This window comes from Micromonospora sp. NPDC005087, from assembly GCF_042872965.1.
In the GTDB taxonomy this organism is placed as follows: Bacteria; Actinomycetota; Actinomycetes; order Mycobacteriales; family Micromonosporaceae; genus Micromonospora.
This window is the reverse complement of the sequence record NZ_JBIALB010000011.1, coordinates 181806-201655: the sequence shown is the minus strand read 5'-3', so window position 1 is coordinate 201655 and position 19850 is coordinate 181806. Positions and strand designations below refer to the sequence as shown.

17 protein-coding genes and 1 pseudogene are annotated in these 19850 nt (G+C 73.7%); 11 read left to right on the top strand and 7 right to left on the bottom strand.

Annotation, left to right across the window (positions count from 1 at the left end):
• The first annotated feature begins 53 nt into the window (after positions 1 to 53).
• Genes ACFYPS_RS24655 through pseI form a run of 3 tightly spaced genes read left to right on the top strand, consistent with a single transcriptional unit; the run spans position 54 to position 2721 of the window.
• The gene (locus tag ACFYPS_RS24655) at positions 54 to 1178 is read left to right on the top strand and encodes a glycosyltransferase (RefSeq protein ID WP_354965960.1); all 1125 of its coding nucleotides are present in this window, start codon (positions 54 to 56) and stop codon (positions 1176 to 1178) included.
• Entirely contained in the window at positions 1175 to 1678 is a 504-nt protein-coding gene (locus ACFYPS_RS24650) for a GNAT family N-acetyltransferase (protein ID WP_354965961.1), read from the top strand. Before ACFYPS_RS24655 ends, ACFYPS_RS24650 begins: the two co-directional genes overlap by 4 nt.
• Positions 1675 to 2721 (top strand): pseudaminic acid synthase, encoded by a 1047-nt coding sequence (pseI, locus tag ACFYPS_RS24645; protein ID WP_354965962.1) that lies wholly within the window; start codon positions 1675 to 1677, stop codon positions 2719 to 2721. The genes ACFYPS_RS24650 and pseI overlap by 4 nt, the downstream gene beginning before the upstream one ends.
• Positions 2722 to 2784: 63 nt before the next feature.
• On the opposite strand, the gene ACFYPS_RS24640 is transcribed toward pseI, so the two are convergent.
• The 5 genes from ACFYPS_RS24640 to ACFYPS_RS24620 are packed head-to-tail and all read right to left on the bottom strand — an operon-like array spanning position 2785 to position 7411.
• Positions 2785 to 4008, bottom strand: a complete 1224-nt coding sequence (locus ACFYPS_RS24640; RefSeq protein ID WP_354965963.1) for an acyl-CoA reductase — start codon at positions 4006 to 4008, stop codon at positions 2785 to 2787.
• Positions 4005 to 5054, bottom strand: coding sequence for an acyl-protein synthetase (locus ACFYPS_RS24635; RefSeq protein WP_354965964.1), 1050 nt, complete (start codon positions 5052 to 5054; stop codon positions 4005 to 4007). Before ACFYPS_RS24635 ends, ACFYPS_RS24640 begins: the two co-directional genes overlap by 4 nt.
• Positions 5048 to 6442 carry an AMP-binding protein gene (locus ACFYPS_RS24630; protein ID WP_354965965.1) on the bottom strand — a complete coding sequence of 465 codons (1395 nt, stop codon included), beginning with the start codon at positions 6440 to 6442 and terminating at the stop codon, positions 5048 to 5050. Before ACFYPS_RS24630 ends, ACFYPS_RS24635 begins: the two co-directional genes overlap by 7 nt.
• Positions 6439 to 7188 (bottom strand): SDR family NAD(P)-dependent oxidoreductase, encoded by a 750-nt coding sequence (locus ACFYPS_RS24625; RefSeq protein ID WP_354965966.1) that lies wholly within the window; start codon positions 7186 to 7188, stop codon positions 6439 to 6441. The genes ACFYPS_RS24630 and ACFYPS_RS24625 overlap by 4 nt, the downstream gene beginning before the upstream one ends.
• Positions 7169 to 7411, bottom strand: a complete 243-nt coding sequence (locus ACFYPS_RS24620; RefSeq protein ID WP_354965967.1) for an acyl carrier protein — start codon at positions 7409 to 7411, stop codon at positions 7169 to 7171. The genes ACFYPS_RS24625 and ACFYPS_RS24620 overlap by 20 nt, the downstream gene beginning before the upstream one ends.
• A gap of 207 nt (positions 7412 to 7618) precedes the next feature.
• Here ACFYPS_RS24620 and pseB point away from each other — a divergent pair, with 207 nt between their 5' ends.
• From pseB to ACFYPS_RS24590, 6 genes are read left to right on the top strand one after another with little or no spacing between them, the layout of a single operon-like run.
• Positions 7619 to 8641, top strand: a complete 1023-nt coding sequence (gene pseB / locus ACFYPS_RS24615) for a UDP-N-acetylglucosamine 4,6-dehydratase (inverting) (RefSeq protein ID WP_354965968.1) — start codon at positions 7619 to 7621, stop codon at positions 8639 to 8641.
• Complete coding sequence (locus tag ACFYPS_RS24610; protein ID WP_387327183.1) at positions 8638 to 9798, top strand: DegT/DnrJ/EryC1/StrS family aminotransferase; 1161 nt, start codon at positions 8638 to 8640, stop codon at positions 9796 to 9798. The genes pseB and ACFYPS_RS24610 overlap by 4 nt, the downstream gene beginning before the upstream one ends.
• Before the next feature lie 10 nt (positions 9799 to 9808).
• Positions 9809 to 10651 carry a hypothetical protein gene (locus ACFYPS_RS24605; RefSeq protein WP_354965970.1) on the top strand — a complete coding sequence of 281 codons (843 nt, stop codon included), beginning with the start codon at positions 9809 to 9811 and terminating at the stop codon, positions 10649 to 10651.
• Positions 10641 to 12455: a class I SAM-dependent methyltransferase gene (locus ACFYPS_RS24600; protein ID WP_387327179.1), complete on the top strand. Its 1815-nt coding sequence runs from the start codon at positions 10641 to 10643 to the stop codon at positions 12453 to 12455. The genes ACFYPS_RS24605 and ACFYPS_RS24600 overlap by 11 nt, the downstream gene beginning before the upstream one ends.
• Positions 12456 to 12486: 31 nt before the next feature.
• On the top strand, positions 12487 to 13218 hold the full coding sequence (locus ACFYPS_RS24595; RefSeq protein WP_354965971.1) for a glycosyltransferase family protein: 732 nt from the start codon (positions 12487 to 12489) through the stop codon (positions 13216 to 13218).
• Entirely contained in the window at positions 13215 to 14267 is a 1053-nt protein-coding gene (locus tag ACFYPS_RS24590; protein WP_354966129.1) for a spore coat protein, read from the top strand. Before ACFYPS_RS24595 ends, ACFYPS_RS24590 begins: the two co-directional genes overlap by 4 nt.
• A gap of 57 nt (positions 14268 to 14324) precedes the next feature.
• Here the strand turns inward: ACFYPS_RS24590 and ACFYPS_RS24585 are convergent, their stop codons facing one another.
• Entirely contained in the window at positions 14325 to 16298 is a 1974-nt protein-coding gene (locus tag ACFYPS_RS24585) for a hypothetical protein (protein WP_354965972.1), read from the bottom strand.
• Between the two features lie 191 nt (positions 16299 to 16489).
• On the opposite strand from ACFYPS_RS24585, the gene ACFYPS_RS24580 reads away from it, so the two are divergent.
• On the top strand, positions 16490 to 17098 hold the full coding sequence (locus tag ACFYPS_RS24580) for an alpha-ketoglutarate-dependent dioxygenase AlkB (protein ID WP_354966130.1): 609 nt from the start codon (positions 16490 to 16492) through the stop codon (positions 17096 to 17098).
• Positions 17099 to 17202: 104 nt separating this feature from the next.
• Entirely contained in the window at positions 17203 to 17361 is a 159-nt protein-coding gene (locus ACFYPS_RS24575) for a hypothetical protein (protein ID WP_354965973.1), read from the top strand.
• A 55-nt stretch (positions 17362 to 17416) separates the two neighbouring features.
• Here the strand turns inward: ACFYPS_RS24575 and ACFYPS_RS24570 are convergent.
• Positions 17417 to 19498, bottom strand: a pseudogene (locus tag ACFYPS_RS24570) (DNA gyrase subunit A); the annotation flags it as partial.
• Positions 19499 to 19850 lie beyond the last annotated feature (352 nt).

Here is a 19850-nt window from a genome sequence, read left to right as displayed (position 1 = left end):
GGGCGCCACGTGAGGTTCCGAGGCCGTCCATCCGCGTCGTCAATGGTGACGAGGTGGTCTTCGAGCCGACGCACGCCCCGCTGCTGACTATCGTCGTGCCGGTCTACGGCGTCGAGGCGTACCTGTACCAGTGCCTGGAGTCGATCCGGGCCGACATCCCGGCGGGTGAGGCGGGGGCGGTCGAGCTGATCGCCGTCGACGACGCCTCCCCCGACGGCTGCCCCGCGATGCTGCGCGCGTACGCCGCGGGTCGCGCCGGCGTACGCATCGTGCACCTGACCGACAACGTGGGCCTGGGGCTGGCCCGCAACGCCGGTCTCGACGTGGCCACCGGGCGGTACGTCTGGTTCGTCGACAGCGACGACTGGCTGCCGCCCGGGACGATTTCCGCGGTGCTCGACCGGCTGCGCCAGCACGAGCCCGACGTGCTGATGCTCGACCACCTCCGGGTGCACGAGGACGGCCGGCGCGAGGTCGACGCCAGCAGCCATCTGATGCGCGGCGTGACCGGCGCGGTCCGCCTCGCCGAGCAGCCGCAGCTGCTGCGGGTGCAGCACACCGCGTGGAACAAGGTCGTCCGTCGCGCCTTCCTCGACGAGCTGGAGCTGCGCTTTCACCCCGGCTGGTACGAGGACATCCCGTTCAGCCACCCGCTGCTGATCGGCGCCGAGCGGATCTCGGTGCTGGACCGGGTCTGCTACCTGTACCGCCGAGGCCGGCTCGGCGCCATCACCTCCACCCGCAGCGGCCGGCACTTCGACGCCTTCGACCAGTACGAGCGACTGATGGAGTGGGTAGGGCGCCGCCACCCCGACGAGCGGCTCCGGGCCGAGCTGTTCCAGCTGATGGTGAACCACTACCTGGTGGTGGCCGGCAACGACGACCGGCTGCATCCGCACCTGCGGCGCGCCTTCTTCCGCCGGGTCGCCCAGCACTACCGCCGCTACCTGCCGGCCGGCGGCTACCCCATGCCGGACGGGGTGGCCGGCCTCAAGCACCGCCTGGTCGGACGGAACGACTACCTCGCGTACGCGGCGCTGCGCCAGGCCCACCGGGTGGCCGGCCGGGTGCGGGGCGCCCGGGTCGGAACGTCGTCCGACGCGCCCGCCGAGGGCGCGCCGGCGGGCGATCCGGTGGCGGCGCCGAAGCGGCCGCGTGCGCTGGCGGGACGCGGATGATGGCACTGCTGCGCTCGGCCGACGACGGCGACCTGCACCTGATGCTGCGCTGGCGCAACCACCCGCAGGTGCGCGCGGTGAGCCTCACCCGGCACGAGATCAGCCTGGCGGAGCACACCGCCTGGTGGGCGCGGGTGCGCGCGGACCCCGACCGACGGGTGCTGGTACACCTGCACGAGGGTGTCCCGTCCGGGGTGGTCACCTTCTCCGGCGTCGCCTCGCCCGAGCGGGCCCTCACCTGGGGTTTCTACCTGGACATCGCCGGGCTGGACGCGCGGGACGGGCTGTTGCCGGCGTGGCTGTCGTTGGAGCGGGCCGGGATCGCGTACGCCTTCGACGTCCTCGGGGCACGGACGCTCGGCGGCGAGACGCTGACCACCAACCGGCCGGTGCTGGCCCTGCACCGGCGCTTCGGATTTCGCGTCGTCCGGCAGTACGAGCAGGACGTCGACGGCAGACCGCACCAGGTGGTGTGGACGGAAATGAGCAGAGGAACATGACAATCAAGATCGGACCGCACGTGGTCGGCGTCGGGGAGCGGCCGCTCGTGGTCGCGGAGATGTCCGGCAACCACAACGGCAGCCTGGACCGGGCGCTGGCCATCGTGGACGCGGTGGCCGCGAGCGGTGCGCACGCGTTGAAACTCCAGACGTACCGGCCGGACACCATCACCATCGACGTCGACGCGCCGGCGTTCCGGATCTCCGACGGGCACGACCTGTGGGGCGGTGAGCGCCTCTGGCAGCTCTTCGAGCGGGCCCACACGCCGTACGAGTGGCACGCGCCGATCTTCGAGCGGGCCCGCCAGCACGGCCTGACCGTCTTCTCCTCCCCCTTCGACCACACCGCCGTGGAGCTGCTGGAGGAGCTGGGCGCGCCGGCGTACAAGATCGCCTCTTCGGAGCTGGTGGACCTGCCGCTGATCCGGCTCGTGGCCAGCACCGGCAAGCCGATGGTCATCTCGACCGGCATGGCCACCGTGGGTGAGATCGACGCCGCCGTGCGAGCGGCCCGAGAGGGTGGCGCCGGCGGCATCGTGCTGCTGGCCTGCACCGCGTCCTACCCGGCGCCGCCGCAGGACAGCAACCTGCGCCGGCTGCCCGTGCTGGCCGATGCCTTCGGTCTTCCGGTGGGGCTCTCCGACCACACTCCGGGCATCGGCGTGCCGGTCGCCTCGGTGGCGCTCGGCGCCTGCCTGATCGAGAAGCACGTGACGCTGCGCCGGGCCGATGGCGGCGTCGACTCCGACTTCTCGCTGGAGCCGGACGAGCTGGCCGCGCTCACCGTCGAGTCGGAGCGGGCCTTCGCGGCGCTGGGCGGCACGACGATCGGGCCGACCCCGACCGAGCGGGAGGGGCTGCGGTTCCGCCGGTCCCTGTTCGTGGTCGCCGACGTGCGCGCCGGCGACACGGTCACCGCCGCCAACGTCCGCTCCATCCGGCCGGCGGGCGGGCTCCCCCCGGCCGACCTCGACCGGGTTCTCGGTCGCACCTTCAGCAGTGACGTGCCGCGCGGTACGCCGCTGGCCTGGGATCTGATCTGAGCCCTGATCCGCGACGGCGGGCCCGGTCCTGAGGGACCGGGCCCGTTGTGTCGTGGCGAACGCTCAGCCGTCGACGCTGACCAGCCGGACGAACTCGCGCAGCAGGTCGTAGCCGTCCCAGACCGGGGCGAAATTGAGCGCCGCGCCGAACGGCACGATCCGGTCGATGCCCCGGCCCCCCAGCTCCCGGGCGAATCCGACCAGCTCGGTCGGGTCGAACCCGAAGTGGGTCAGCGTCTGGTCCCGCCGGCGCAGGAACGGCACCAGCTCGGCCAGCTCCGCGATCGTGACGAAGCCGAACGTGCCGGTGCCGAGCCACTCCCGAGGCGCCGCGGCCGGCGTGTCCAGTTCCAGCGTCGCCACCAGGTTGTCGGGGAAGGCCATGCGGGACACTCCCCCGTCGGCGGCCAGGCCGTACGACCCGACCCGCTTCTCGACCGCCATCGCCGCGTCCACGTCCGAGCCCCGATCCCGGGCCGCGACGCTGAGCAGCGCGACGAACTCGGCCCGGACGGCGTCCGCGCGCGCGGCGTCGCCGACCAGGAACACCGCCCGGGGCGACGAGCACGCCGCCTGGTCGAACCAGTAGGCGTCGTTGGCGAACTTCGCGACGGCGTCCCGCCGGGCGGCGACCGGGGCGGCCTCCCAGCCGGCCACCGCCAGCACCGCGAAGGACGACCGGTCCGGGAAGGTGAGGTCGCGGGCCGCCGGAGCCAACGGGTGCCGCCGGACGGCCGTCACCGCCCGGTCGCCGCCCCAGATGACCCGGACGTCGCAGTCGGCGCTGAGCCGGGCGGTCACCGCGTCGTCGTGGCCGTAGGTGACCATGCGCTGGGTCCGGGCGACGACCGGGTCCGCCTCGGCGAGGCTGTCGTTCAACACCTCGAGTATCGCGTCGGCGGCCGCCGCCGACCGGGGCGACACCCGGACGACGTTGATGTTGCCGGCCAGCGCGGCCAGCGCCCAGGAGTAGACGAAGATGGTGTCCACGTTGGCCGGTGGGACGTGGAACACCACGCCCCGGGGAAAGGCCAGCACCCGCTCGTCGAGGCCGGCGCGCAGCCGCTCCACCCCGCGCAGCAGCTCCCGACGGCGCAGGAAGAAGCCGAGCGAGCCGAGCTCCGGGTGCCGCCGAGCCAGGGCCGGGGTCAGCAGGCGGCGCGACACGGCGGTCAGGAAGTCCATGATCCGCTCGTCACCGACCGTCAGCGGCGTCTCCGGGGGCGGCGGCACCAACTCGTCCACCGACAGCTCCGGCCCCGCCGGGAAGCGCATCCGTACGGTCATGACCGTCCTCCGACGTAGGTGTCGCTGCAACCGCGGGCCTCGGCGCGGGGCAGCCGGCCCAGGACGCTGAACCGCTTGCCCGGCCAGTGGCCGTCGTCGACGCCGTGCACCACCCCGAGGTCCTCGGTGAGCAGCACGTTGCCCGGGTACGAGGTGGGCAGGGTGCTCAGCACCTCGATCACGCCCGGTGTGCCGATCGGCGCCTCCCGCCAGGTCACCGGGTCGCGGACGATGACGTCGGCGAAGTCCGGGCAGTAGAGCGAGCCGCCCTCCGGCCCCTCCAGGAAGACGGTGCCGATCTGCTCGACCATCCCGTAGAAGTTGTGGATCCGGGTCAGGCCGGTGTCCGCACCGAGGCGGCGCCGGAACTCCGCGTTGTCCACGGCCTGGTCGGCGAGCTTCTTCCAGCCGCCGGAGTGCACCAGGATCCCCTGGGACAGGTCGAGGCCATGGTCGCGGGCCACCTCGTAGAGGTATCGCCAGACCATGAACGTGAAGCCGAAGACGAGGAACGGCGAATCCCCGTGCCGGCCGAGGAACTCCTTGAGGGCGGCCACGTCCGGCCGGTCGTCGGCGTCGAGCAGCCAGAGGTGGTCACGGCCGAAGTTCACCATGCCGAGCGCCCCCGCGCCGCGGGCGGAGTAGGAGCGCCGGTCGCCGACCACCCCGGAGCGGTCCACCACGACCATCGGCAGCCGTCGCGGTCCGAGCACCGTGCCGAGCGTGCGGGCCAGCATCCGGGACTGGGTGGCCGCGGCCGCCCGGTCCAGGTGGATCCGGCTGACCTCGCCGGTGGTGCCACTGGAGGTGAGCACCCGGATCACCTCGTCGTCGGGCACGCTGGACAGCTTGCGGGTCTTGAACAACCGCACCGGCAGCCAGGGCAGGTCGGCCAGCGTCGCCGGCTCACCGTCCTGGTCGAGGGCGTCCAGGATCCGGGCGTACGGCGGGCAGTGGCGCCGGTGGTGTCCGAGCAGCTCGACCAGCTCGCCGCGTAGCCGTTCCTCCTTTTCCGGCTGGGTGAGGGTGAACACGTCGGTCAGCACTGTGCCTCCAGCGCGCGGTAGTCGGGCTTGCCGGCGGGCGTCAGCGGCAGCGCGTCGACGCTGCGCACCTGGACGCCGGACGAGTGGGTGCCCAGCGCCGCCGCGACCTCGGTGCGGATCCGGGCGAGCTGGTCGGCGTCGGCCCCCTCGGCCACCACCACCAGCCGGTCCGCCCCGGCGATCGCGGCGAGCGGACCGTGGTGGCCGAGCGACCGTTCCACGTCGTCGAGGTTGACCCGGACGCCGAACACCTTGGCGATCCGCTTGATCCGGCCGGTGACGAACAGGAAGCCCTCCGGGTCCAGCCGCCCCAGGTCGCCGGTGGCCAGCGTGCCGCCCAGCTCGTCGGGGCGGGCCAGGTCGGCGGCGCTCTCGGCGTAGCCCATCATCACGTTCGGCCCGCGGTAGACGATCTCGCCCACCCGGGCCGCCTCGGTGGTCTCCACGCCCTCGTCGGTACGGATCGACACTGTGCCCCCGGGCACCGCCAGGCCGACCGACCCGAGCTTCGCCGGCAGCCGGTCGGACGGCAGGACGGTCATCCGGGCGGTCGCCTCGGTCTGCCCGTACATCACGAAGAACCGGCCCTCGACCTCGGTCATCCGGCCGTGGAAGTCGGTCACCAGGTCGGGGTGCAGCCGGCCGCCGGCCTGGGTGAGCGTCCGCAGCCGCTCGTACCGGCCGGGCGCGAAGCGCAGCCGGCGCAGCATCTCGTACTGGTAGGGCACGGCGGCGAGCGAGGTGACCCGGTGCCGGTCGACCGCGGACCAGAAGTCGCGGGAGGTGAGGCCGGAGCGTTCCAGCAGCACGGTGGCGCCGGCGTGCAGGTGGCTGGTGAGCACCGAGAGCCCGTAGGTGTAGTGCAGCGGCAGCGTGGTGGGCGCCACCTCGTCGCCGTCGAGGTCCAGCGCGGCGGCGATCGCCGCCGCGTTGGCCCGCACGGCCGAGCGGGACAGCCGGACCAGCTTGGGGTTGCCGGTCGAGCCCGACGTGGTGAGCAGCAGCGCCAGGTCGGGGTGCGGGGTGGGACCGGAGGGCCCGGTGCGCCGCCAGGCCGGGCCCGGCCCGACCTCTGCCGCCCGGTAGCCGTCCGGCGATGTCGGGTGCGTCAGCAGCAGGGCCGGGCGGAACCGGTCGACCAGGTCCCGCAGCGTGGCCGCGGGGATCTGTGGATCGAGCAGCGCCACCGGGCGGCCCGCCTGCCAGGCGGCGAGGACGCGCACCACGGCGTCGATGTCGGCGGGCACGGTGGCGAAGACCACGCCCGGAGGTTCCCGGTCGAGCGACGTCGCGAGGTCGGCGACCCGGGCGGCGAGGTCCGGGCCACCCAGTTGCCGTCCGGTGCCCGCGTCCACCAGCCGGGCGTCGGCGTGCAGCAGGTCGCTCACAGCGTCAACCCGCCGTCCACCCCGACCACCTGGCCGGTGACGAAGGCCGCGGCCGGCGAGAGCAGGAACGCGACCACCTCGGCCACCTCGGCCGGCTCGCCGAGCCGGCGCAGTGGGGTGGCGGCGGCGCGGGCCTGTCGGCCGGCGTCGTCCAGGTCGGCGAGCAGATCGGTGCGGATGAAGCCGGGCGCGACCGCGTTGACCCGGATGCCGGCGGGACCGAGTTCCTTCGCGGCGGCCCGGGTCAGCCCCTCGATCGCGGCCTTGCTGGCCGCGTAGACCGTCTGGCCGGCGGCCCCGGCCGAGCCGACCAGGGAGGCGGTGAGCACCACCGCGGGGCGCTCGCCCCGGCGCAGCAGGCGGACTCCCTGCTGCAGGGTGTGCGCCGCACCGGCGGCGTTCACCGCGAAGAGCCTGGTCACGGTCTCGTCCGACACCCCGCCCAGCAGCCCCGCCGCGTGCACGCCGGCGTTGACGACCAGGGCGTCCAGGCCGCGCCACCGCTCGAACAGGACGCGGGTCAGGGCGCGGATCTGGTCGGGGTCGGCCACGTCGCCGTGCACCGCCAGGTGCGGCCCACCGGGCAGGACGGCGACCGCCTCGGCGGCGGAGCCGGGCGACCGGCCGTGCACGGCGACCACGCAGCCCTGCTCGGCGAGCCGCCGGGCGACGGCCAGACCGATGCCCCGGGTGGATCCGGTGACCAGCACCCGGCGGGCCGGCGGATCAGTCGGTGAAGACGACACCGTGCTTCTCCAGGATCTGGCGAGCGCGGTCGAAGGAACTGAGATCAATGACCTCGTCGGTGTCCAACATGACACCGAACTCGTCCTCGATCGCGGCCACCAGGGACATGTGCGCGAGTGAGTCCCACTTCTCGATCCCGCGATATTCGAGACTGTCCACCGCGGCGTTGTCGGGCAGTTCCAACGCCGTGCGGAAGACGACTCTCAGTCGCTGCAGTTCCACTGGTCTTTCCTCCGTAACTGGTATGCACGACCGGCGTGCCGGCCGAGTGTAGCCGAGGTTCTGAACTGCTCAGCCAGGCCCCGAACGAGCGAAAAGTGTTTGCCTGCAAGGCATTCCGCATTCACTTCCCACGCGGCATCAGTTCACCAGGGTGCGTCGGGTTGTTAACCCGCCGGGTCTAGCGTCTCGATCCGGTTGGCCAGCCGAATGCCACCGCGGAAACAACCACGACCATGGGAGCACCAATTGAGCGAGCTGAATGGGTCCTCCATTCTTGTCACCGGGGGAACGGGTTCCTTCGGCAGGACCTTCCTCCGGCACGTCCTCGCCGAGGCCGACCCGGCGAGGGTCGTGGTGTTCTCCCGCGACGAGCTCAAGCAGTACGAGCTACGCCAGCAGCTCGGTGACGACCCCCGGCTGCGCTGGTTCATCGGCGACATCCGGGACCGGCACCGGCTGACCCGGGCGATGCACGGGGTGGACCACGTCGTGCACGCCGCGGCTCTCAAGCAGGTGGACACCGCCGAGTACAACCCCTCGGAGTACATCGCCACCAACATCACCGGCTCCCAGCACGTCGTCGACGCGGCGATCGAGGCTGGCGTCAAGAAGGTCATCGCGCTCTCGACCGACAAGGCGTCCAGCCCGATCAACCTGTACGGCGCGACGAAGCTGGTCGGCGACAAGCTCTTCGTCTCGGCCAACCACTACGCCGCCCATCACCCGACCCGGTTCGCCGTGGTGCGCTACGGCAACGTCGTGGGCAGCCGCGGCTCGGTGGTCCCGCTGTTCCGCCGGCTGGCCGCCGAGGGCAAGAGCCTGCCGGTCACCGACAAGCGGATGACCCGCTTCTGGATCACCCTGGACCAGGCCGTCCAGTTCGTCATGGACTCGTTCGACCAGATGCAGGGCGGCGAGCTGTACGTGCCCCGGATCCCCAGCATGCGGATCCTCGACCTGGTCGAGGCGGTCGCCCCGGACGCCACCACGCACGAGATCGGCATCCGCCCCGGCGAGAAGCTGCACGAGGAGATGATCGCGCCGGACGACAGCCGCCGGACGGTGCGCGCCGCGGACCGGTACATCGTCCAGCCGACCATCGCCGGCTGGGGCTACCAGCCGCCGGTCGACTGCGAGCCGGTGCCGGACGGCTTCGCCTACCAGTCGGACACCAACGACGAGTGGCTCAGCGTCGAGCGGTTGCGCGACATGCTCGGCCTCACCGCGTGATGGCGATGCTCCCCTACGGCCGGCACTCGGTCAGCGAGGACGACGTCGCGGCCGTCGCCGACGTGCTGCGCGGCGACTGGCTCACCACCGGCCCCCAGGTCGACGGGTTCGAGGCGGACCTGGCCAAGGTGACCGGTGGAGCCGGCTGCGCGGCGGTCTCCAACGGCACCGCCGCGCTGCACGTGGCGTACGCGGCGGCCGGTGTCGGCCCTGGCGACGAGGTGGTCGTCCCGCCGATGACCTTCGTGGCCACCGCGAGCAGCGCCGCGCTGCTCGGCGCGAAGATCGTCTTCGCGGACGTCGAGGAGGAGACCTTCACCCTCGACCCGGCCGCGGCGGCCGCCGCGACGACGTCGCGCACCAGGATCGTCTCGGCCGTGGACTACGCCGGCCACCCGGCCGACTACGACGCGCTGCGAACCGCTCTGAGCGGCTCGGACGCGCTGCTGCTGGCCGACGCCGCGCACTCCATCGGCGCCACCTACCAGGGCCGGCCGGTCGGCTCGCTCGCCGACCTGACCACCTTCTCGTTCTTCCCGACGAAGCACCTCACCACCGGAGAGGGTGGCGCGGTCGCCAGCACCGACGCCGAGCTGCTCAAGCGGGCCCGCCGGTTCCGCAACATCGGGCTGGTCCGCGAGCGCGACGAGCAGCGCTGGCCGGACGAGGGCGGCTGGCACCAGGAGGTGCACGAGTTCGGGCTGAACTACCGGCTGCCGGACGTGCTCTGCGCCCTGGGCCGCAGCCAGCTGCGCCAGCTCGACGCCTTCCTCGCCCGGCGGGCCGAGCTGGTCGCCCGCTACAACGAGGCGCTGGCCGATCTGGACGGGGTGCGGCTACCGGTCCAGAAGTCGTGGGCCGAACCGGCCTGGCACCTCTACCCGATCCGGGTGCTCGACGGCCGCCGCCGCGAGGTGTACGACGCGATGCGCGCCGCCGGCGTCGGCGTGCAGGTCAACTACATCCCCGTGCACTGGCACCCGGTCTTCGCCGACCTGGGCTACCGGCGCGGATCCTGCCCGGTCGCCGAGTCGTTCTACCGTCAGCAACTCTCGCTGCCGCTCTACCCGACGTTGAGCGACGCCGACCAGGACCGCGTCATCGACGCGCTCGGTGCGGCGCTGCGGGGCCGCCCGGCGCGGCCCGTCGCCGCCTGATGGGACGCTGATGCACCACGCCAACCACTTCTACGGCCACGCCCACGTGCTGGCCCGCTACGCCGGGCTGGGCGACGACCACCCGCCGCGGATCAACGGGTACGTCCAGCACGGCTGGAACATCGGCGACGGGCTCGCCCCCGGCCACCCGTACGCCGAGGGCACGCCGAGCCTGCTCTGGTCGGAGCAGACCCGGCGGCGGGCCTGGTCGGTCGGGCGGCGCAACGTCGTCGTCATCGGCGCGCCCTTCGAGTACCTGCTGGCCCTGCGGCCCGAGGACCCGCCGGAGTCGCAGCGGCAGGGCACCATCTGGTATCCGTTCCACGGCTGGGAGGGTCAGCACGTCCGCGGCGACCACAGGGAGCTCATCGCCCGGATCCGCGACACCGAGCCGGGCCCGGTGACCGTCTGCCTCTACTGGCACGAGTACGGCATGCGGCGGGTCCGCCGGCTCTACGAGAACGCCGGCTTCCGTGTGATCTGCCACGGCTACCGCGGGCACTGGTGGAAGGACACCGACCCGCTCTTTCTCGACAAGCAGCTCACCGAGCTGCGTCGGCACCGCCGGGTGGCGTCGAACCGGCTGACCAGCGCGATCTTCTACGGCATCGCCGCCGGCTGCGAACCGGCGGTGTACGGCGACCCGATGGTGCTCGCCGACGAGGACCCGACCTTCGGCGGGACCGCCCGGATCCGCCGCCAGTGGCCGGAGCTGCACGGCGAGTCGGTGGACCTGCCGACCGCCGTCGCGATCGCGCGCGCCGAGCTGGGCACCGACCACCGCTGCACGCCGGCCGAGCTGCGCGAGCTGCTCGGGTGGGCGAACCTCCAGGAGGAACCAGTTGACCATTGAGACGGCACCCGTCGACCGGATCGCGCTGCCGGGCGGGGAGATGCTGGCCTGGTCCGACCTGCCGGAGCAGCGCCCCGCCGACGGTGGAGCCCTGGCCGCGCTGGCGGCGCGGATCGTGCCGCCCGGCGCCCGGGTGCTGCTGGCCGGCCCGCACGATCCGGGGATGCTCGACCGGCTCGCGCACGCCGAGGTCACCTGCCTGCTGCGCAGCTACCCGGACGCGGTGGCGATGGCCGCGCGTACCGCCCGGGTAGTGGTGGGCGGGCCGGCCGGCCTGCCGCAGGACGAGCGGTTCGACGTGGTCATCGCCGGCGCGGGCCTGGATCCGGTGGAGTCGGTGGAGGGCGCCCGGCAAGGCTGGGATGGCGTGCTGGGCCGACTGGCCGACGCGCTGTCCCCCGGCGGCACTCTGCTGCTGCGGGTGGACAACCCGCTCGGGCTGCACCGGCTGGTCGACACCGCCCCCTGGTACGCCCGACGCGACGACGCCGCCTGGACCATCGGCGGCGTCCTCGACACCGACCGTCCCGCGAACCGGGAGCAGGTGCGCGCCCGCCTGACCGACGTCGGGCTGCGCCCGGGCGCCTGCTTCGCCGCCTACCCGACCGCGCTGCTCGACGCCGACCAACTCGACCGGCGTACCACCTCCGGGTTCTTCGACGCGGTCCTGCACCACGCCTGCACGGGAGGCTTCACCGCCGCGACGGTGCTCCAGGACCCCGCCCGGCTGGCCGTGGACGCGCTGCACGCCGGGCACGGCGCCGCGCTGGCCCCGGGCTGGCTGGTGCTGGCCCGCAAGGCCCCGGCATCCGACGCCGCCCCGGCCCTCGGGTCGCCGGGCGACCTTCCGGTGGCGCTGCTGCAGACCGGCCCGCCCGGCTCCGACGTGGTGGAGGTGGTCGACGGGCCGGACGGCTGGCGGTGGCAGGCCACCGCCGGCGCCGACCGCACCGGCACGGCCGCCGCGCCGTTCGCCAGCCGCAAGGCGGCGTATCGGGACCCGTCCGCGCTCATCGGGCAACCGGTGCCCGACGGGCGGCTGCTGCGCACCCTGCTGCTCGACGCCGCCCTGCGGCGGGACCTGGAAACGCTGCGGGCGCTGCTGCACGGGTACGCGGACTGGCTCGCCGGGCAGGCCGGTGACGACGGCCGGATCGCCGGCGCCGCCGCGCTGGCCGGCACCGACAACGTGGTGGTCTCCGCCGGCCGGTACGCCGTGCTCGACCTCAGCTGGCGGGCCACCGAGGCGCTCCCCCGCGACGTGGTGCTCGCCCGGGGTCTGTGGCGGTTCGCCGTCGCGCTGCTCACCGGCGGGTACGCCCATCCCTGGGCGTCCACGCTGGACGTCGCGGGACTGACCGTGGTGCTGGGCGGCCTCGCCGGCCACGACCTCGACCGGGCGACGGTGTCGGCCGCGGTGGAGGCGGAGGCGGCGGTCACCGCCGCGCTCCGGGGGCTGGACGCCGACGGGCGGGTCACCCTCGTCGCCGAGCTGCGGTCGGTCGAGCCGACCGACCCGCCGGCCGGGCCGGGCGGCTACCAGCAACTGCACGAGGCGTGGCTGCGCCAGCGCGACGAGCTGACCCGGATGTCCGCGTCGCTGAGGTGGACCGAGGACCTGCTCACCTCGCGGGAGCGGGCGCTACGCCGGGCCGACGCGACCATCAACCTGCTCAGCGGATCGCTGAGCTACCGGGTCGGACGGCTGGCTCTCACCCCGGCGCGGCTGGCCCGGCGCGGGGCCCGCGTGGCCAAGCGGCGGGCCCGCCAGGCGCTGGCGCCGAAGCGGCAGGAGCAGCAGTGAGCGGCCGTGGCGGCACCGGACGGGGGTGCCGGTGATGCGGATCGTTGGGATCGTGCAGGCCCGGATGGGCTCGTCCCGGTTGCCGGGCAAGGTGCTGCGACCGCTCGCCGGCCGCAGCGTGCTGGGCCGGGTGGTCCGGGCCGCCCGGGACAGCGGGGTGCTCGCCGACCTGGTGGTGGCGACCAGCACGGACACGGTCGACGACGCGGTGGCCGCCGAGTGCGACCGGCTCGGCGTGCCGTGCCACCGCGGCCCGGTCGACGACGTGCTGAGCCGGTTCATCGGCGCGCTGGACGCGCACCCCGGGGACGCGGTCATGCGGTTCACCGCCGACTGCCCGCTGCTCGACCCGGAGATCATCACGCTGGTGGCCTCGGTCTACCGGGCGGTACCCGGGCTGGACTACGCGAGCACGTCGATCGCGCGCACACTGCCACGCGGACTGGACGTCGAGATCATCCGCGCCGACGCGCTGCGGACGCTGGACCGGCTCGCCACCGAGCACCACCGGGTGCACGTCACCTCGTACGCGTACACCCACCCGGAGCTGTTCCGGGTGCTCGGGGTGACGCTCACACCGGACCGGTCCGGACTCCGGCTCACCCTCGACACCGAGCAGGACTGGACGCTGGTGCGCGCGGTGACCGACCATTTCGGCGACGTCAGCGTGCCGCTGGCCAAGCTCGCCGACTGGCTCGACGAGCAGCCGGCGCTGCGCGCGCTCAACGCGGGCGTACGACAGAAGCGACTGGAGGAGTCCTGAGCACGTTACGCGTCGGGTTGCGCTGCGACGCCGGGCCGCGGCGCGGCGTCGGCCACCTGGTCCGCTCGCTGGCGTTGGGCGAGGAGTTCCTGGCCCGCGGCAGCCGCGTCGACATGTTCGGCGCCGTCGAGGGGGTCGGCTGGGCCGCCGCACAGCTCGCGGCGCGGGGCATCCCACTGCACCCGGGTCCGCGGACTGTCGCCGACCTGGTCGAGACGGCCCGCCGGCACCAGCTCGACGTCATGGTCGTCGACTCTTACGACCTCGAACCAACCGCGGCGGGCGCGCTGCGCGCGGCGGGTGTCCTGACCCTCGCCGTGGTCGACGGCGACACCCGGGGTCAGGACGCCGACCTGTACCTCGACCAGAACTTCGGCACGGACATCGCCGTGCCTCCGCGGCGGCTGCTCGCCGGCGCCCGGTACACGCTGCTGCGGGACTCGGTGGTGGCGGCCCGGCCGCCGGCGCCACCGCCCGCGGCATCGGTGAGCCGTCCCCGGGTGCTGGCCTTCTTCGGCGGCACCGACGCGGTCGGCGCCGCACCCGTGCTCGCCAGGGTGCTGCTGTCCACCGGACACCCGATGGACCTGACCGTCGTGGTGGGTCGGCCCGAGGTGGAGGCCGAGCTGGCGACCGTGACGACGGGCCGGGGGCAGTCGCTGCGCCCGGTGCCGCCCACCGACGAGCTGCCGGCCCTGATCGGCGCGGCGGACCTGGTGGTCAGCGCCGCCGGCACCTCCACCTGGGAGCTGTGCTGCCTCGGTGCGGCCGCCGCGCTGGTCTGCGTGGTGGACAACCAGCGCGAGTCGTACCGCCGGGTGGTGGAGCACGGCCTGGTCGCCGGCCTCGGTGAGCTGCCGGAACTGGCCGCCGGCGGGATGGCCGGGCGGGCGGCGCGGACGGCCGCCGCGCGGACCCTGACCGCGCTGCTCACCTCCCCGGCCCGCCGTGCGACCCTCTCCGCCCGGGCCTGGTCCACGGTGGATGGGCTGGGCCGACGCCGGGTGGCCGACGCCGTGCTGCAGGCCCGCGCCGCCACACCGGCCTGACCGGCACCGCGCGACCTCGCCGGGTCGCCGTACCTGCTCTCGTTGCGGCGACCCGGGTCAGCGCAGCGGTTCGAGTGTCACCCGGGAACGCAGCTCCGGACGTTCGGCGAGCAGCCGCTCGACCACCGCCGCGGCCTCCGGCCCGGTGGTCAGGAAGCGGATCGGCCGCCGCTCCCGATCGACCACCGCCGCGGCGCGGGCCGGTTCAGCGAGCGGCAGGTTGTAGAACGCCGGCGCGGACGCGCCGTGGGTGCCCTGCAGGGTGGCGAGGAAGAGTGTCTCCAGGTAGCCCTCCCGCCGGTGGTCGCTGACCACCACGGTCACCTCGCCGTCACGTACCGGCGCCTGGGCCAGCGCGCGGGCCGTCACGTCGGCCTGCCGGGGCCGCGCCAGCAGCCCCGACCACCAGGCGGCCGACCAGGTGGTGCTGCGGTTGCCGAACGGCTGGGCGAAGATCCCGCCGCCGCGCGCCAGACCGGCGATCCCCGCCGTCCCGACCACCAGCGAGAGCGCGACGAGCACCCGGGCGAGGACCACCGGGAGGGCGCCGGGGCGGCGGGCCGCCGCGACGCGCGCCGGCGGTGGCCGCAGCAGCAGCCCCGCCCCCGCGCCGATGAGCAGGACGACCAGCAACAGGTGCAGGGTCTTGCCGTAGTAGTAGCGCGGATCGGTGCCGAGCGCCCGGAAGTAGACGAGGAAACCGACGGCGAAGGCCAGCGCCGCGGCCAACGCACCCGCGTACCGGCGCCACACCGGCAACCGCAGGCCGCCGGCGAACAACCCGGCGCCGATCACCGCGGTCAGCGCCAGGTAGGCGTCGTAGCGCGGAAACACCCCGCCACCGGTGGCGACGTTGTCGACCTGGTCGGTGAAGAGGAGGCCGGCCACACTGGGCAGCGGGGTGAGCACGGCGGTCACCACCGCGACCGTGACGAGCAGCCACGGTCGCCGGCGCACCGCCCGCCGGTGCCGGACCAGCCAGGCCAGCACCAGCACGCCGACCACCGGCAGGAACATCAGGTACGCGAAGCCCACGCCGACGCAGAGCGCCCCGAGCAGGCAGAGCTGGGTGCCGGTCCGGGCCACCGGCCGGCAGACCAGCGCGATGAGGATCGCGGTGAGCGCCAGGCCGAGGCTCTCGCCCGGGTAGCCGTAGACCACGAACCGGGTGAGCTCGGAGCCGAGTGCGAGCGCGGTGACCGCGCCGGCCAGGCCGAACGCGCGGACCGGGTTCAGCAGCCGGCCGGCGATCCGGCCGGCGGCCCAGACCACGGCCAGCACCAGCAGCGCGTACGCGGAGATCGCCCAACCCAGGTAGTGGTCGAGGGTGCTCGCCGGTCCCCCGGCGGCGGTCGACGAGCGCAGGAAGGTGTCCAGCAACGCGGCCGTGACGTGGAAGCCCTGCGGGTAGTAGACCATCGCCTCCGGTGCGATCCGGGCCGCGGCGTCGGGGTCGGCGAAGAGGTAGCCGCCCACCGCCCGGATTCCCTCGACGGCCGCCAGGTGCCGGCTGTTGTCCTCGCCGACCATGGCGTACGCCAGCCGGCCGGCCAGACCGTCGGCGCGCAGATAGGGCCACGCCAGCGCCAGGCCGGACAGCACCGCGGCGGCCACCGGCGCCAGGTCGGCCGGGACCGGCCGGGGAAGGCGCGGCCGGCGGCCGGTGAGCAGGCCGAGCCCGAGCAGCGCGGTCAGGGCCGTGCCGGCGACGGGCACCGGGTGCAGACCCCACGGCCAGAACGAGAAGAGCAGCGCCGCGGCGCAGACCGCGCCGACCAGCAGCGCCACGGCCAGCACCAGCCGGTCGAGCAGGGTGCGCCCGACGCGCAGCAACCCGGCCGTCAGCAGCAGCACGAGCGGCGGCAGCAGCCCGGCGAGCCCGAGGGCGTACGCCAGCACCGGGACGACCCAGGCGGCGGCGAGCCCCGCCGCGATCAGGAGCGCCCGCCGGCGGGCCGGGACCGGTGGCGGCTCCACCGGCGAAGCCGTCGATCGGTCCGCCACCGACAGGCTGGTGGAACTGCTCTGCACTGGTCGTCTCCTCGCGACACCGCCCGCCCGGACCGGACGGAGCCGCCTCACGCTAGGGCCGCTCCGACGATGTCCGACGACACCGACATGTGCGCGAGGTGACCAGCGGGCGAAAAGACTCCCCGGTCGTACACCTGTACCAACACGGCGGGTAGGGTGAGCGTGTGTCCGGGCCCGCCTACCAGCCGTCGATGCTGGATCTCGCCGCCGCGGAGCCGTCGCTCGGCCCGCTGGCCGGGCAACTGCGTCGGCGACAGCTCTCCCGGGGCGCCTGGGTGGACCACCTGCCCGGCTGGGTCTCCGGCTCGGACGCCATCTTCGACACCCTGCTGCGGGACGTGCCCTGGCGGGGCGAACGACGGACGATGTACGACACCGAGGTGGCGGTGCCCCGCCTGCTCTCCTGGTACGGGCCGGACCGGCCGCTGCCGCACCCGCTGCTGACCGAGGCGCGCACCGCGCTCACCCGCCACTACGCCCCCGAGTTGGGCGAGCCGTTCGTCACCGCCGGCATGTGCCTCTACCGCTCGGGTCGGGACAGCGTCGCCTGGCACGGCGACACCCATGGCCGCTCCGCGCACACCGACACGATGGTCGCCATCGTCTCCTTCGGCGCGCCGCGGCCGCTGCTGCTGCGCCCGCGCGGCGGGGGCGCGAGCCTACGGTTCCCGCTCGGGCACGGCGACCTGGTGGTGATGGGCGGCTCCTGCCAGCGCACCTGGGAACATGCGATCCCCAAGACCGCCCGGCCCGTCGGCCCCCGGGTCAGCGTCCAGTTCCGGCCCGTCGGCGTCGCCTGAGACGCGCAGCGGCGGCGCGCGAGAGGCAGGCCGAGCGGATCGACGAGATCGTCCGCTCGGCCGCCCGGCCCAGCCGTTCGGCCCGGGGTCCCCAGGGGCGGGTGGTGCTCCCGTCGGCCACCGCGATCGCGCTCGGCGTGGTGGTGCTCTTCTCCGGGCTGGTCGGCAGTCTCCTCACGCTCCGCCCGGCCTACCCTGCGCCGACAATCGTCCGGCAGCCCGGGGCTGAGCGGGAGCGGGAGCGAGTCCCCAGCGGCACCTGATCCACCCCCGCCCCGACCCCCCTCGGGTGGGGGGTCGGGTCAGGCAGGAGGCGGGTCAGTCGCGTTCGACCAGGTGGCCGACCACCGTCGGGCCGAGCATCACGGCGAAGCCGGAGCCGTCGCGGCGCGGGTCGGCGGCGGGCAGCTCGACCGGTTCACCGGTGCCGGTCGCGCCCACCGGACGCGGCCCCACCCAGGCGACGACCACGTCCGTCTCGTCCTTGAGGAAACGGTGCGCGCGCACGCCGCCGGTCGCCCGACCCTTCGCCGGGTACGCCTTGAACGGCGTCACCTTGACCGTCGCCCCGGTGGAGGTGACCACCATCGGCTCACCGTGCCCCGGGTCGTCGGTGCGCACCGCGCTGAAGAAGACCACCCGGGCTCCGGCGGGCAGGTTGATGCCGGCCATGCCGCCACCCTTGAGGCCCTGCGGGCGGACCAGCCCGACGGCGAAACGCAGCAGCGACGCCTCCGAGGTGACGAAGGTCAGCGTCTCGGCGCCGTCGGTCAGCCAGGTCGCCCCGACCACCTCGTCGCCGTCCCGCAGGCCGATCACCTCGAACTCGTCGGAGCGCACCGGCCACTCCGGCGCACAGATCTTCACCACGCCCTGCCGGGTGCCGAGCGCCAACCCCGGCGAACCGTCCGCCGGCCCGCCGAGCGGGGCCAGGCCGACCACCGTCTCCCCCGCCTCCAGCGGCACCAGCTCGGCGGCGGACATCCCACCCCGCAGCGACACCGTGCCCGCCTGCTCGGGCAGCACCGGCAACGGCAGTACGTCGATCTTGAACGCCCGGCCGGCGCTGGTCACCAGCAACACCCGACCACGGGCGGTGGAGTGCACGATCGCGCGGACCGTGTCGTGCTTGACCCGGCCGTTGCGGCGACGCCGCTCGGCGCTCTCCTCCGACTCGGCCGCGGTGCGGGCGACCAGCCCGGTCGCGGAGAGGATCACCTGACACGGGTCGTCGGCGACCTCCAGCGGCCCGGCCGGCGCGGACGCGGCCAGCACCTCCTTGAGGTCGCCGTCGACCAGCGTGGTCCGCCGCTCGGTGCTGAACTGCTTGACCACGGCCGCCAGCTCGTCAGAGACCAGCTTCTTGAGCACCCTGTCGTCGTCGAGGATCGTGGACAGCTCGGCGATCTCCGTACGCAGCCGCTCCTGCTCGGTCTCCAGCTCGATCCGGTCGAACTTGGTCAGGCGGCGCAGCGGAGTGTCCAGGATGTAGGTGGCCTGGATATCGGAGAGGCCGAACTGGCTCATCAGACCGTCCTTGGCGGCCTGCGCGTCGTCACTGCCCCGGATCAGCCGGACCACCCGGTCGATGTCCAGCAGTGCGATCAGCAGGCCGTCGACCAGGTGCAGCCGCTCCTGACGCTTGCGGCGGCGGTACGAGCTGCGCCGGGTGACCACCTCGTACCGGTGGGCCAGGAACACCTCCAGCAGCGCCTTCAACCCGAGGGTGCGGGGCTGCCCGTCCACCAGCACCAGGTTGTTGACGCCGAACGACTGCTCCAGCGGGGTGAGTCGGTACAGGTCGGCGAGCAGGGCCTGCGGGTTGACCCCCACCTTGCACTCGACGACGAGCCGGGTGCCGCTCTCCCGGTCGGTGAGGTCCTTGACGTCGGCGATGCCGGTCAGCCGCTTGGTCTTGGTGACCTCGTTGGTGATCGCCGCGATGACCTTCTCCGCGCCGACGCCGTACGGCAGCTCGACCACGGTGATCGCCTGGCGCCCCCGGCTGCCCTCGAGGGGGCCGATCTCCACCTTGCCGCGCATCCGCACCACACCGCGCCCGGTCTCGTACGCCCGGCGCACCTCGTCCAGGCCGAGCAGCACGCCGCCGGTGGGCAGGTCGGGGCCGGGAACGAACTCCATGAGCTTGTCCAGAGTGGCGTCCGGGTGGTTGATCAGCCAGCGGGCGGCGGTGACCACCTCGGCCAGGTTGTGCGGGATCATGTTGGTGGCCATCCCGACCGCGATCCCGGACGCGCCGTTGACCAGCAGGTTGGGGAAGGCGGCCGGCAGCACGGTCGGCTGGGTCAGCGAGCCGTCGTAGTTGGGCTCGACGTCGACGGTGTCCTCGCCCAGCTCACCGACGAGCAGCATCGCCTCGCGCGACATCCGCGCTTCCGTGTTGTGGTTTACGAAACCGCCGGCGATGAAGGAATGGTCCTCGGAATTGACACGCACCGAGTAGACCTCGGCCGGCTCGCTAGGCGTCACCTCGGTGACGCGCTCGAACCGGTACCCAGAGTCCATGATCGGAAGGATGGTCGCCAGGAGCTCTGGATTCTTGATGCGATCGATGATGCGGAGGCGCTCGGTCTCCCATCGCTCGACGCGATCGAAGTTGTGGGTCGTAAGCCACTTGCGTCCGCTACCGCGGCGGTCGAAGTCCAAGGTGTCTCGCACGTACGTGGCAACGAACGGAACGTGGTCTTTGCTGAGCCGATGCGGACGCAGCGGTGCGTGTCGCAGAACCTTG